Origin of the sequence: Polaribacter reichenbachii (assembly GCF_001975665.1) — a bacterium.
In the GTDB taxonomy this organism is placed as follows: Bacteria; Bacteroidota; Bacteroidia; order Flavobacteriales; family Flavobacteriaceae; genus Polaribacter; species Polaribacter reichenbachii.
Genome location: NZ_CP019419.1, coordinates 2,810,062 through 2,823,853, shown reverse-complemented (window position 1 = coordinate 2,823,853; position 13,792 = coordinate 2,810,062). Strand labels below are relative to the sequence as shown.

The window sequence follows — 13,792 nt, the reverse complement described above, 5'->3', positions numbered from 1 at the left end:
ACAATGAAAACAATCAAATTATTAGCAATATTATTTATTTCAGCTTTAACACTTTCTAGCTGTTCTGATGACGACCATGATGATGATGACCACGACCACGAAGAAGAATTAATTACAACAGTTAACTATACATTAACTAACGGAGATGATGTTGTTACCCTATCATTTGTAGATTTAGATGGTGAAGGTGGTGCTGATGGAACTTACACTGTTTCTGGTAGTTTAACTGCAAATACTACATACATTGGTGCTATTGAATTATTAAACGCAACAGAAGACCCTGCTGAAGATATTACTGTTGAAGTAAAAGATGAAGGTGATGAGCACGAATTCTTTTATTCTTCTAATATTAATGGAGTTTCTATTGAAAAAACAGATGAAGATGGTGATGGAAACCCAATTGGAATCGAAACTACACTTACAACAGGAGATGCTGGTGTTGGTACTTTAACAATTGTTTTAAAGCACGAACCAACAAAACCAAATGATAATAATGCTGATAATGCAGGAGGTAGTACAGATGTAGAAGTTACTTTTGCAATTTCTGTTCAATAAGAAAAAAGAAAAACTTATAAATATTTAAAAAAGTGCTGTTTATCAGCACTTTTTTTATCTCACATATTTCGTTTTCTTTAAAGTACTTAAAATTAGTAAAGCTGCTAAAAAGAAGAAAGCCAAACATAAAACACTCCATTGCATAGAATCTGTAATGGCATACAATACTCCATAAACAGCTGTACCTAGTACAATTGCTATTTTTTCTGTAACATCGTAAAAGCTAAAATAAGTAGCATGATCTTCTGTTTCTGGTAACAACTTAGAATAGGTAGAACGCGTTAAAGATTGTATAGCTCCTAAAACCAAACCTAAAACAGCTCCTAAAGAATAAAAATACAAAGAAACATTTGGTAATTCTTTGTGTAATAAAAAAGCACAGAAACAAACCACCATCCAAATTACAATGGTTAATTTTAATGCGTAGAAGTTTCCTTTTTTTCCTGATAATCTTGAGAATAAAAATGCTCCTAAAATTGCTACAACCTGAATTAATAAAACTGTAATAATTAAATCAATAGTCGCTAAACCTAATTCTGTAGAACCAAAAATAGTAGCTAAGAGAATTATAGTTTGTACACCAACACTCAATAAAAAGAAAGCTATTAAAAACTTTTTTAATGTAGGATAATTTGCAATCTCTTTTGCTACTATTTTTAACTCTTTAAACCCTTTCCAGATATAATCTTCTTCGGGCTTTTTATTATACATATCATTAGGTAAACGTTTAAACGTAATTTGCGCAAAACTTAACCACCACAAACCAACCATGACAAAAGAAATTCTAGAAGCCATACCAGAATCTATACCAAACCAATCTGGTTTTTGTATCAGTATTAAATTGATAATTAGTAAAATGATAGAACCAATATAACCAAATATAAACCCTTTTGCACTTGCCTTATCTTGTTGTTCAGGATGCGCTACTTCTGGCAAATATGCATTGTAAAAAACCAAACTTGCCCAAAAACCTATACTTGCTAAAATGGTAAAAACAATACCAATCCAAACTGTATCTAATCCATCAAAAAAATACAAACTCATTACAGATAAACTTCCTAAAAAGCAGAAAAATTTCATAAACTTTTTCTTGCTACCTGTATAATCTGCAATACCAGATAATATTGGCGAAATAAAAGCAACTACCAAAAAAGAAAAAGAAAGTGCATAACTATATAAACTATCTGGATGATCCCATTCCATACCCAAAAAAGTAACAGTTTCACCTTCTGTAACTGCACTATAATACAAAGGGAAGACTGCTGTACTAATTACTAAAGAATATACTGAGTTTGCCCAATCATAAAAAGCCCAAGCGTTTATTAATTTTTTATCTCCTATTTTTAACATAAAATATATTTTATAAAAAAACCGTTCAAAATTAAATTTTGAACGGCTACAATATAGGGAAACTATTTGTTTCTATTTTATTTTATAACTCCATTTGCATTGTATTGAGCTGCATATTTTTTTGCAGTAGGCAAATAAGTTCTAAGATCTTGAATCCTAGAAGCGTTAGATGGGTGTGTACTTAAAATTTCTGGTGAAGATCCTCCTCCAGATTTTTCGCTCATTCTTACCCAAACTTCAGCTGCCTCTGTACCATCATAACCAGCCATAATCATAAAAACTAAACCTAATCTATCTGCTTCTTGTTCATGTACTCTACTAAATTTTAACATTCCTAAACCAGAACCTATACCAAAAGCTGTATTCCAAATTTGCTGACTTTCTGCATCTTTACCAGATGTGCCCAAAGCAACAGCTAAACCACCTATTTGTTGTAATTGTCCTTGAGACATTCTTTCTTGACCGTGTTTTGCAAACGCATGTGCAACCTCATGCCCCATAACTGCTGCTACCCCATTTTCATTATCACAAATTGGCATTATACCTGTGTAAAAAACTACTTTACCACCTGGCATACACCAAGCGTTAACAGTTTTATCTTCTATTAAATTAAACTCCCATTTATAAGAATTTGCTTCAGAAACCATATTATTTGCTCTCATAAAACGATCTACAGCTGCAGAAATATTTTTACCAACATCTTTTATTTGATTAGACATTACTCTGTTTGTAGACAATTTATTCTCTTCTAAAAAACTACTATATTGTGCAAAACTTGCAGGTAAAACTTGCGAATCACTCACAAAATTCACACGTTTTCTTCCTGTAATTGGCACTGTACTACATTCAGAAAAAAGAAAAACTGCGACTACTAAAACTATTATTTTTTTCATTTTTATACTTTTTGGTTCTTATTATAAGACACTTATATACTAATTTAGTCACATTTATAACTAAATTATTTCCTTAAAATTAAGTATTCTATTTAAATCTAAAAAATAGTTTTTAATATTATTTGTAAGATAAACCATAAGATTTCGTCCAAAATGATAGTGAAACAATTAAATTATTATTTTACCCAGAATTAATTTTTAAATAAAATAAATGAAAAAAGTAGCAAGTCTTATTCTTTTAATGCTGATGATAAGTTGTATAGGAAATGCCCAAAACTCATCAGAAGAAAAAAAGAAAACTTATAAAATTAATAAAACAGATGCTGAATGGAAAACACTACTTTCTCCTTTAGCTTATTATGTTTTAAGAGAATCTGGTACAGAAAGAGCTTTTTCAAGTCCGTTAAATGATAACCATAAAAAAGGAACTTTTGTTTGTGCTGCTTGTAAAACACCATTATACAAATCTGAGCATAAATATGATTCTGGTTCTGGTTGGCCTTCTTTTGATAGAGCAATTAAAGAAAATGTAGAACTAGATGTAGATTACAAAATTGGTTATGCAAGAACCGAACTAAAATGCAATACTTGTGGTGGTCATTTAGGGCATTCTTTTGATGATGGCCCTACAGAAACTACAGGAAAACGTCATTGTATAAATGGAGCAGCCTTAGAATTTGTAGCTAAAAATTAAGTACTTATAAATACAAAGCAAAAGGTTTTAAATTTAATGTGAGTAACAAAATTGGTTATATATCGTCTACAAAATAAGTAAACTAATAAACCAACTTTTTGATGAAGCAAAAAACCTTTCCACAATTATTTGTGATTTATTTGCGCTATTTAATTGGTTTTGCTTTCATTTTTGCAAGTTTAGTAAAGATTCAAGGATTGCGTTTTACAGCAGAAAGCGGAGCAGAAAACCCAATAAATTCAGCTTGGCATTTTTTTGAAACTTTATATCAATCTGGTTTATATTGGCATTTTATTGGTATTGCTCAATGTATTGCGGGTACACTTTTAATTACACAACGTTTTGCAAAATTAGGTGCAATTATATTTTTGCCCATTATTGCTAATGTTTTTGTAATTACCATTTCTTACGATTTTAGAGGAACACCCATTATTACAGGTTTAATGTTACTATCTTCCTTATTTTTAATTTATTGGGATTGGGATTCACTTAAAATACTCATCAATAAAAAACCTACAAATTCTAACATAAAAAGATTAGAAAACGACAAACTCTGGGTTACCTTAGGAATTTCTTTAGCTATAATTACAATAATTACTAAAGTTTTCATTTTTAATAGATATATCTCTTTTGCTTTTTTATTAATGACGATTATTGGTTTAGTGGGATTAATTGTCGGGTATCGAAAAAGAAAATTATATCAATAGTTTATGAAAAAGTTATTGAAAGGAGAATATTTTGGCAATCATTACAATAAGAATCAGTTTGATGATTTATTAATTACAGATACCAAATACACACACGCAAAGGTAGATTGGCATTATCATGAAAATCCATATTTCACATATTTATTACAAGGCAAATTATACGAAGAAAATAAGAAAGAAAACTATTATCTAAAAAGTGGAAGTTTACTTTTCCATAATTGGCAAGATGCACATTATAATATAAAACCAGATATTTATACAAGAGGTTTTCATATAGAAATGAATACAAATTGGTTTGATTTATATGATATTAAATCTTTTGATTTTGAAGGTAGTATGCAATTAAAAAATCCTTTAATACAGCAAAAAATGAATTGCATTTTGTTGGAAAGTAAAATTAAAGATCAGAACAGTCAATTAGCTATAAATATGCTTTTGGTTGATATTTTTAACAATATAAAAACCCACCATCATAACTCAGAAAAACAAAAGCCAAATTGGGTAAAACAGCTTAAAGAAATTTTACATTCATCAGAAAATAACATCACTTCTCTTAGTGCTTTAAGTACTATTTTAAATATTCATCCTGTACATTTATCAAGAGAATTTCCTAAATATTTTAAGACTACAATTGGCAATTATATTCGTACTCAAAAAATAAACAAAGCTTTATTATTAATTGCTAAAAACAAACTCTCTATGACCGAAGTTTGCTATGAAGCTGGTTTTTATGATCAGAGCCATTTTATAACTTCTTTAAAAAAGATTTATGGACAAACTCCTTTAAAAATATCAAAAAAAATAGGCGATGTTAATTTATTACAATTTTAAAAAAATCGAAGTATTTATTTTTGAGGCAAACTAAAATCAACAGTATTGAAAACCTATTATAAAATTCTTTTTAGCTTATTCATTTTTTCTTTTACCCAGCTTCATTCTCAAACAAATATTAAAGATTATGAAAAACAATGGGAAGGAAAACTAAATGATAAAAATGCTTTTAATTTTTCTGTTACTTTGGATCTACTCAGTAATTCTGAATACCAGTTTTCACTACATAACAAAAACTTCAAATTTACTACAAAAGTAAAATCTTCTACTAAAAATTATATCAATATTAAGATTGATGAAACTATTTCTTTTACAGGAATTTTAGATAAAAAGAAGCATCAAATTGATGGTTTTATAAGCTCAGGACTTTATTTCTATCATATTAAATTAATTCAAGCAGAAAATAATTCTTACCAAGGTAATTGGAATATTTTTATGTTGGATGAACTTCTTTCTAACTCCATATTTTTAAGTATCGAAAATGTAAATGGTACTAATTTTGATGCCTATCCTTTTTTTGGCGATCAACGTTTTGCAGGTACATGGGCTGGTAATTCTAAACAGAATGGCAATGTAATTACCTTTCAAGATATGAGAACTGGTATTGGTTTTAAAGGCACTCTTTTAAAAGAAACTATCGATTTAGAAATACTTATTGCGAATAATGTTTTTACAAAAGTTCGTTTAAACCCATCAAAAAATCCATGGAAATTTGGTAATTATAACAATATAAAAAACAACAATTTAAATTTAGATGATGGTTGGAAAACACATCCTCTAGAAAAAAATATTTTCTTAGAAAAACTAGAAGATAGTATTCATCAAAAGAAATTAATCAATACACATAGTGTATTAATTGCCAAAAAAGGAAAAATAATTTATGAGAACTATTTTGATGGTTTTTCGAATACTACTCTTCACGATCAACGCTCTGCATCAAAAAGTATAACTTCTGCAATTGTTGGGTTGGCAATAGAAGATAAAATTATTAAAGGCGATACAGATTTATTATACAATTATATTTCAGAAGAATATCAATACACCAAAGACACATTAAAGAAAGACATTAAAATTAAAGATTTACTAACAATGAGTTCTGGTTTAGATGCTGTTGATTTTGGTATTGATAGAAAATCGAAAGCTTCTGAGCAAGCGTATCAAAACTCAAGAAATTGGTTAAAAACTGTTTTAGAAGCACCAATGATGCATAAACCAGGTGCTGTAGCCAATTATGGTTCTGCAAATCCGTATTTATTAGGCGAAATTCTAACTGACCTCACTCCTCTTCCATTACCATTATATATGGATCAAAAATTATTTAAACCTTTAGGTATTCATAATTATACAATTCAGAAAGAAATGACAGGGAAACCTTATTTTGGAGGCGGAATATATATTTCACCTAGAGATATGCTAAAATTTGGACAATTGTATTTAAATAAAGGTAAGTTTGAAGGAAAAAGAGTTTTATCTGAAAATTGGATAGATAAATCATTTCAAAATTATTTACCCTTGACTAATACCTTAGAAAAAAACGGATATGGGTATTTTTGGTGGCACAAAACTTATACTGTAAAAGGTAAAAAAATAAAGTCTGTAGAAGCAAGAGGTAATGGAGGTCAGTATATTTTTGTGATTTCTGAATTAAATTTGGTCTGTGTTATTACATCTGGTAACTACAGAAACGGAAAAACAAAACAGCCAGAAAAAATATTTGAAGAGTATATTTTACCATCTCTATTGTAATTTAAAAATGATTAAATCAACTTAAAACCTAAAGGTAAATTGTATTTTAATTAATTTTCATACATTTAAGTTTATAAAATTTTGTAAAGTACTTATCCGTATTTAGATACTTTACAAAAATCATTTTAGATGAAAAAAATAATCAACAAACCCTATTTATATTTTTTTGCGTTAATACCTCTTTACATCACTATTGGGTTAATTAAAAGAAATGTGCCAATTGATATTAACATAACTTATATCTATTATTTAATTAATGTAGATTTTTGGTGTTATGTTTCTGCTGTTTATTTTAGTTTGATTGGTATAAATTATGTGGCTTTAGATTGGGCTAAAAAATGCCCAAAAAAGTGGCTGACTATTTCGCACATAATTCTACAAACTTTAGCCATAATCCCTTTTATTTATGCAGTTTTACGACTAGATGAAAACGGCTTATTAAAAGGGAATCAATTTTTAGGAATATTAAACTTAGAAGCAGTTTTAATCTTCTCTTTTTTCTTATTTCTATTATCCATCTTTGTGCATTTGGTCAATTTCTTTGTTAGTTTACTTTTAAAAAGAGAATAAGTCTTTTAATTTTTTATAAGAGAGCAGTTATATTTATATTTGTGTTTCGAAAAAAATGAATACAAATTATGTTCAATAATTTAAGTGATAAATTAGATAAAGCCTTACACACCTTAAAAGGTCATGGGCAAATTACAGAAATTAACGTTGCAGAGACTTTAAAAGAAGTTAGAAGAGCACTTTTAGATGCCGATGTTAACTTTAAGATTGCCAAAGATTTCACCAAAAAAGTTCAGCAAAAAGCCATTGGGCAAGATGTATTAACTACATTAAACCCTGGGCAATTAATGGTAAAGTTAGTTAAAGATGAACTAACTGAATTAATGGGAGGAGAAACTGTAGGTGTTAATCTTGGTGGCTCACCAACTGTAATTTTAATGTCTGGTTTGCAAGGTTCTGGTAAAACTACCTTTTCTGGTAAATTGGCGAATTACCTTAAAACAAAAAAATCTAAACAAGTTTTATTAGTAGGTTGTGATGTTTATAGACCTGCTGCCATAAATCAATTACAAGTTGTAGGCGAGCAAATTGGTGTAGAAGTATATGCAGAAGTTGGTAACCAAAACCCTGTAGAAATTTCTCAGAATGCCATAAAACACGCCAAAGCAAATGGTAAAAATGTTGTAATTATTGATACTGCAGGTCGTTTAGCTGTAGATCAAGAAATGATGACAGAGATTTCTAACATTCATAAAACTGTAAATCCGCAAGAAACTTTATTTGTGGTTGATTCTATGACTGGGCAAGATGCTGTAAATACAGCAAAAGCATTTAATGATATTTTAAATTTTGAAGGTGTTGTACTTACAAAATTAGATGGTGATACCAGAGGTGGTGCTGCATTATCTATTAAATCTGTGGTAGATAAACCAATTAAGTTTATTGGTACAGGAGAAAAAATGGAAGCAATTGATGTTTTTCATCCTGATAGAATGGCAGATCGTATTTTGGGAATGGGAGATGTTATTTCTCTTGTAGAAAGAGCCCAAGATCAATATGATGAGGAAGAAGCAAGAAAACTACAAAAGAAAATTGCTAAAAATCAATTTGGTTTCGACGACTTTTTAAGTCAGATTCAGCAAATCAAAAAGATGGGTAGTATGAAAGATTTAGTTGGTATGATTCCTGGTGCTGGAAAAGCAATGAAAGATGTTGATATAGATGATGATGCTTTTAAAGGTATAGAAGCAATAATCCATTCTATGACTCCTTCAGAAAGAAGTACTCCATCTACTATAAATTCTAGCAGAAAAAAACGAATTGCAAAAGGATCTGGAACTTCGATACAAGAAGTAAACCAGTTAATGAAGCAGTTTAACCAAATGAGCAAAATGATGAAAATGATGCAAGGTGGTGGAAGTAGAAAGATGATGCAAATGATGAAAGGAATGAAATAAATTTAAGCTGCAATTTTGCAGCTTTTTTTAGTTAAGAAATGTGTAAAACATTAAAATTGAACTTTTCTACTAACTAATTTTTTCTTTAAAGTTGATACTAGCTCTTTAAAACCAATTACTAAAAAAGGCAAGTATAAGCTTTATACAACAGTTTTTAATTTATCTGATGATGAATTAAAAAGTTTAGAAAAATGATTAAACTATATTAAAAGAATTCAATAATTTTAACATCACTACCAATATTTATATTACAAAAGAACAATGATTTTATTAGACGGAAAAAAAACATCAGCTGACATTAAAGAAGAAATTGCTTTAGAAGTTAGAGATTTAAAAAATAACGACCATAAAACTCCTCATTTAGCTGCAATTATTGTGGGTAATGATGGTGCAAGTATAACCTATGTAAACGCAAAAGTTAAAGCTTGCGAAAGAGTTGGTTTCGAATCTACTTTAATAAGACTTTCTGAAGATATAACAGAAGAAGAATTATTAAATGAAATTGCCATTTTAAATATTGATAATGATATTGATGGTTTTATTGTACAGTTGCCTTTACCAAAACACATAGATGAACAAAAAGTTTTAATGGCTGTTGACCCTGATAAAGATGTAGACGGATTTCATCCAACGAATGTTGGAAAAATGGCTCTTAATTTGCCAACTTTTATTTCTGCTACTCCTTTCGGAATTTTAGAATTATTAGATAGGTATAATGTAGAAACTTCTGGTAAACATGTTGTTGTTTTAGGTAGAAGCCATATTGTAGGTAGCCCAATGAGTATTCTTTTATCACAAAAAAGGAAAGTTGGTAATGCCACTGTAACTATGTGTCATAGTAGAACTAAAAACCTAAAAGAAATCACTTTACAAGCAGATATTATTTTGGCTGCGATTGGTATTCCTGAATTTTTAAAAGCAGATATGGTAAAAGACAATGTAACTGTTATTGATGTAGGTATTACAAGATTAGCAGATCCTAGCAAAAAAAGCGGGTTTAGATTAGTAGGCGATGTCGCTTTTAATGAAGTAGCAGCAAAATCAGATTTTATTACTCCAGTACCTGGTGGTGTTGGGCCAATGACAATTGCAATGTTACTTAAAAACACATTATTAGCTTGTAAAAGGAGAGCGAATTCATAAGGTCTACAAAAGAAATAATTCATAAAAAAAGCTCTTTCTAAAATAGAAAGAGTTTTTTTTATGTTTATAAAATTGATGTTACTAATTAACATCAGGATTTAAGTAATCTGGTAAAGCAGAATTTGGATCACTAAAATCGTTTGTTGGATCTCCATCATTATTAGCATCTTCATCTTTCGTTAATACTCCATCTCCATCATCATCAGTATCTAAATAGTTTGGTAAACCATTCTCATCTGTATCATCGTTTGTAACATCTCCATCACCATCTAAATCTTCAAAAATAGTACCTACATTATCATTATCATGATCAGTATCTGGTACTAAATCTAATAATTCTATATAAAAAAACAAATTGGTATCTACTAAAGAACTTGTTTGATTTGTAGTAACAGAAGATGGATATCCTAAACCAGAAGGAATAAATAAAACTCCTTTACCGCCGTTTAAATAAGTTATTGGGCCGTTAAAAACTCCTCCTGTATCTGGATCTTTTTTTAACGAACCACCCTGAAAATACTGAAATCCATGAGACCAACCTCTTACAGTTGACAATAAATTAATCCAAAGACCTGTAATATTGCTATCAAAATTAGTAGCACTAAATGTTGATCCAGACATTGTTCTACCATCATATTTTACAAATACTGAATCTACTTTTGTAGGGTTTCCCTTATTAACATCAGGACTTGGATCTCCTACATTAGCTACATAAACGTATAATTTATAATCGATATCGTTTTCTGTAAGAGATAAAGTTTTTAAATTAGAATCGTTTATTAATGCAGTTTCGCTAGCTGTAATTGCTTTTACTGAATCTACACTAAAATCGTAATAATGGCTACTTAAAAACTTAACTAAAGAATCATTATCAGAAATTGCTAATGCTTCATGATCTACATCATCAAAAGGATTAGTAAAAAAATTGTCATCGCTACAAGCATAAATAATAGTAGTTAAAATTATTATAACAAGTGCATTTTTTATTTTACTCATTTAATCATAAATTTTGTGGGCGCAATTTACCATTTTTATACCTTTGTAAAAAGACAAATGATGTATTTTAACTGTTTTTATGAGAATTGATAAATACTTATGGTGTATTCGTACTTTTAAAACTAGAAGTATAGCTACTAATGCTTGTAAAAAAGGGCAAGTAAAGATTGATAATAAAAGTGTAAAACCTTCTAAAGAGGTTTTTGGTAATGAATTGATTTTAGTAAGAAAAAATCAAATTAATTATCAAATAAAAGTTTTAGATTTACCAGAAAGTCGTGTTGGTGCCAAGTTAGCAGATTTGTATAGAAAGGATGTTACACCAAAAGAGGAGTTTCAAAAAAATGAACTTTTAAAATATGCAAAAGATTATTATCGTAAAAAAGGTACTGGTAGACCAACCAAAAAAGACAGAAGAGATATAGAAGGATATACAGAAGATACTACAGAAAACTTATGATAGCAGAAGGAAATATTATTTTAGATACAGTTCAAATAAATCAAAAAATTAGAAGAATTGCTTATCAAATTTACGAAAGTAATAGTAGCGAAAAAGAAGTTATTATTGCAGGTGTTATAGGTAATGGCTATGTTTTTGCTGAAAAATTAGTTGAAATTTTAAACGAAATATCAACTCTTAAATTAACCATTTGTAAAGTAACTATTAATAAGAAAAAACCTTTAGAACCTATTACCACTTCTTTAAATGTTGCTGATTATAAAAATAAATCTTTAGTTCTTGTTGATGATGTTTTAAACTCTGGAACTACTTTAATATATGGAGTAAAACATTTTTTAGATGTACCATTAAAAAGGTTTAAAACAGCGGTTTTAGTAAACAGAAATCATAAAAAATACCCAGTAAAAGCAGATTTTAAAGGAATTTCTTTATCAACATCAATAAAAGAACATGTACAGATTGACTTTTTAGAAAATGATTCTATAGCGTATTTAGCTTAGTAACTTATACAGCTCTTCTGCTACTTCACTTTTCTTTTTATCATCTATTTTAATAGTCACTTTTGCTTTTTCATAATATGGACGTCTTTCAAAAAGATGTTTTGCTACAAATTCTGGAATTTTATCATCGCCTAAAGAAGCAATTAAGGGTCTTTTTGCTTTTTTTCTTATTAATCTTTCTACCATTGTTGGTACACTCCCTTGCAAATAGATAGATTTTGTTTCAGCCTGATTAACAATTTCCATATTATTAGCATAACAAGGCGTTCCACCACCTAATGAAAGTATAAAATTACCATCTTTTGATAAGATTTCTTTCAAATATTTGGTTTCAATCAGTCTAAAATAGATTTCTCCATTCTCTTTAAAAATATCAGAAATAGATTTTTTTTCTTTTTCGATAATATAATCATCTAGGTCTATAAAATTCATTTCTAAACTTTTAGATAGTTTTTTACCAATACTAGATTTTCCAGAAGCCATATAACCTAATAGAACTATTTTCATTTATTTTTAATTTTTAGCAAATATCGAAAAATTTCTTCAATTTTATGTTTCAGATTTAAATGATTGATAGTATATTTGCACCTCGTAAAATTTTTGACCTGGTAGCTCAGTTGGTAGAGCATCTCCCTTTTAAGGAGAGGGTCCTGGGTTCGAGCCCCAGCCCGGTCACAGAAAAAAAAGTTAAGCCAACGCTTAACTTTTTTTTTATTTTTATATTTTGCGCACGTGGCGAAACTGGTAGACGCGCAGCCTTGAGGGGGCTGTTTTCGCAAGAAAGTGGAAGTTCGAATCTTCTCGTGCGCACATTATCATTGAAAATGTTTACATCTTCACAAAATATTAACCTTTCTCATCACTTTTATCATTAATTTTGTTTCTATGCAAAAAACTCTCATTATACTGTGCTTTTTATTAAGTTTAAGCGCATTTTCTCAACAAGATAGTATTCGTACTGCAACATTAAAAGGGCAAATTATACACGCCGTAAATAAGCAACCTTTAAGTGCAGCACATATTTTAAACTTAAATACAGTGCAAGGTACGATTACTAACGATAAAGGTTTTTTTGAAATACCAACACAAGCTAATGATACGATTCTAGTTTCTTACCTAGGATTTTCATCAATAAAAGTAAAAGTAACTAACGATTTACTAAAAGGTAATGAATTAGAAATTGCTCTGTACGAAAAACCCGAAGAAATTAGAGAGGTTATTATAAAATCTACGAAGTTAATTGGTGTTTTAGAAGTTGATGTAAAACAAGTACCTAAAGATAAATTTACAAGAATTCATATTAATGGATTGCCACAAACTTATGAAGTTGGTAAACCTAATAAAAGAGATTTCTCTTCTCCTGTTGCCGCATTATTTCAACCAGTAGACTTCTTGTATAACTTATTTGGTAAAAAGCCAAAGCAGTTAAAGAAATTGCAAAAGCTTAAGAAAGAAGACGATTTACGTAAAATGTTAGCTGGTAAATTTGACAGAGAAGTGATGATGGAATACCTACAAATGGATAGACAGGAATTAACTGATCTTTTAACAGACTGTAGTTATTCTGAATATTTTATCAAAAAAGCATCAGATTTACAAATGATTGAAGCTGTTCTTAGTTGTTACGAAAACTATAAAGCCATAAAAAATGGTAAAATAGAACGCGATAAAATTCCTTCTAAAAACTAAAATATCTCAAAAACAAAAGAGTCAAAAACTTTTTATCGTTTTTGACTCTAATCAACTATTAAAAACTAACTAATATTCGCTAAATAACTTTTTAAGTTTTAGCTATATATTTATTTAGACGCATCATTTGTAGTTAAGTTACATTATTTTTTCTCTTTAACAGAAATTTAAGGAAAATGGCTTAAATAAATTTAGTATTCTTTTTTATAGTCTTTTGACTATTAATTTATAATTTTAATATCATGTATTAAAAAAGCCTCA

Annotated in this window: 15 protein-coding genes and 2 tRNA genes; 13 read left to right on the top strand and 4 right to left on the bottom strand. The window is 29.0% G+C overall.

Going from position 1 to position 13,792, the window contains the following annotated elements; genetic code table 11:
* Positions 1-3: 3 nt before the first annotated feature.
* The gene (locus tag BW723_RS11935; RefSeq protein WP_068365212.1) at positions 4-555 is read left to right on the top strand and encodes a type 1 periplasmic binding fold superfamily protein; all 552 of its coding nucleotides are present in this window, start codon (positions 4-6) and stop codon (positions 553-555) included.
* A gap of 54 nt (positions 556-609) precedes the next feature.
* On the opposite strand, the gene BW723_RS11930 is transcribed toward BW723_RS11935, so the two are convergent.
* Entirely contained in the window at positions 610-1,905 is a 1,296-nt protein-coding gene (locus BW723_RS11930; protein WP_068364447.1) for an MFS transporter, read from the bottom strand.
* A gap of 77 nt (positions 1,906-1,982) precedes the next feature.
* Positions 1,983-2,798, bottom strand: coding sequence for a M48 family metalloprotease (locus BW723_RS11925; RefSeq protein WP_068364451.1), 816 nt, complete (start codon positions 2,796-2,798; stop codon positions 1,983-1,985).
* Positions 2,799-3,009: 211 nt separating this feature from the next.
* On the opposite strand from BW723_RS11925, the gene msrB reads away from it, so the two are divergent.
* The 7 genes from msrB (at position 3,010) to folD (ending at position 9,886) form a co-directional block, all read left to right on the top strand.
* Complete coding sequence (gene msrB, locus BW723_RS11920) at positions 3,010-3,492, top strand: peptide-methionine (R)-S-oxide reductase MsrB (RefSeq protein WP_068364454.1); 483 nt, start codon at positions 3,010-3,012, stop codon at positions 3,490-3,492.
* Between the two features lie 101 nt (positions 3,493-3,593).
* Positions 3,594-4,199 (top strand): hypothetical protein, encoded by a 606-nt coding sequence (locus BW723_RS11915; protein WP_068364456.1) that lies wholly within the window; start codon positions 3,594-3,596, stop codon positions 4,197-4,199.
* A 3-nt stretch (positions 4,200-4,202) separates the two neighbouring features.
* A complete protein-coding gene (locus BW723_RS11910) occupies positions 4,203-5,030 on the top strand; it encodes an AraC family transcriptional regulator (protein ID WP_068364462.1) in 828 nt (275 codons plus the stop codon).
* A 45-nt stretch (positions 5,031-5,075) separates the two neighbouring features.
* Positions 5,076-6,776: a serine hydrolase domain-containing protein gene (locus tag BW723_RS11905; protein ID WP_068364465.1), complete on the top strand. Its 1,701-nt coding sequence runs from the start codon at positions 5,076-5,078 to the stop codon at positions 6,774-6,776.
* 129 nt (positions 6,777-6,905) lie between these two features.
* Complete coding sequence (locus tag BW723_RS11900; protein ID WP_068364468.1) at positions 6,906-7,346, top strand: hypothetical protein; 441 nt, start codon at positions 6,906-6,908, stop codon at positions 7,344-7,346.
* 68 nt (positions 7,347-7,414) lie between these two features.
* The gene (gene ffh / locus BW723_RS11895; protein WP_068364472.1) at positions 7,415-8,743 is read left to right on the top strand and encodes a signal recognition particle protein; all 1,329 of its coding nucleotides are present in this window, start codon (positions 7,415-7,417) and stop codon (positions 8,741-8,743) included.
* A gap of 261 nt (positions 8,744-9,004) precedes the next feature.
* Complete coding sequence (folD, locus tag BW723_RS11890; protein WP_068364475.1) at positions 9,005-9,886, top strand: bifunctional methylenetetrahydrofolate dehydrogenase/methenyltetrahydrofolate cyclohydrolase FolD; 882 nt, start codon at positions 9,005-9,007, stop codon at positions 9,884-9,886.
* Between the two features lie 81 nt (positions 9,887-9,967).
* Here the strand turns inward: folD and BW723_RS11885 are convergent, their stop codons facing one another.
* Entirely contained in the window at positions 9,968-10,882 is a 915-nt protein-coding gene (locus BW723_RS11885) for an FKBP-type peptidyl-prolyl cis-trans isomerase (RefSeq protein ID WP_068364477.1), read from the bottom strand.
* Between the two features lie 79 nt (positions 10,883-10,961).
* Between BW723_RS11885 and BW723_RS11880 the strand changes: the two genes are divergently transcribed.
* Both BW723_RS11880 and BW723_RS11875 read left to right on the top strand, forming a co-directional pair.
* Positions 10,962-11,342 carry an RNA-binding S4 domain-containing protein gene (locus tag BW723_RS11880; RefSeq protein WP_068364480.1) on the top strand — a complete coding sequence of 127 codons (381 nt, stop codon included), beginning with the start codon at positions 10,962-10,964 and terminating at the stop codon, positions 11,340-11,342.
* On the top strand, positions 11,339-11,842 hold the full coding sequence (locus tag BW723_RS11875; RefSeq protein WP_068364483.1) for a phosphoribosyltransferase domain-containing protein: 504 nt from the start codon (positions 11,339-11,341) through the stop codon (positions 11,840-11,842). Before BW723_RS11880 ends, BW723_RS11875 begins: the two co-directional genes overlap by 4 nt.
* On the opposite strand, the gene BW723_RS11870 is transcribed toward BW723_RS11875, so the two are convergent.
* On the bottom strand, positions 11,834-12,349 hold the full coding sequence (locus BW723_RS11870; RefSeq protein ID WP_068364486.1) for a shikimate kinase: 516 nt from the start codon (positions 12,347-12,349) through the stop codon (positions 11,834-11,836). The two genes, BW723_RS11875 and BW723_RS11870, sit on opposite strands and share 9 nt — an antisense overlap.
* A 95-nt stretch (positions 12,350-12,444) precedes the next feature.
* Between BW723_RS11870 and BW723_RS11865 the strand changes: the two genes are divergently transcribed.
* From BW723_RS11865 to BW723_RS11855, 3 genes are all read left to right on the top strand, one after another.
* Positions 12,445-12,517, top strand: a tRNA-Lys gene (locus BW723_RS11865).
* 51 nt (positions 12,518-12,568) lie between these two features.
* Positions 12,569-12,652: transfer RNA gene (locus BW723_RS11860), tRNA-Leu, on the top strand.
* Positions 12,653-12,727: 75 nt separating this feature from the next.
* Positions 12,728-13,531, top strand: a complete 804-nt coding sequence (locus BW723_RS11855; protein WP_068364491.1) for a carboxypeptidase-like regulatory domain-containing protein — start codon at positions 12,728-12,730, stop codon at positions 13,529-13,531.
* Positions 13,532-13,792: the final 261 nt, after the last annotated feature.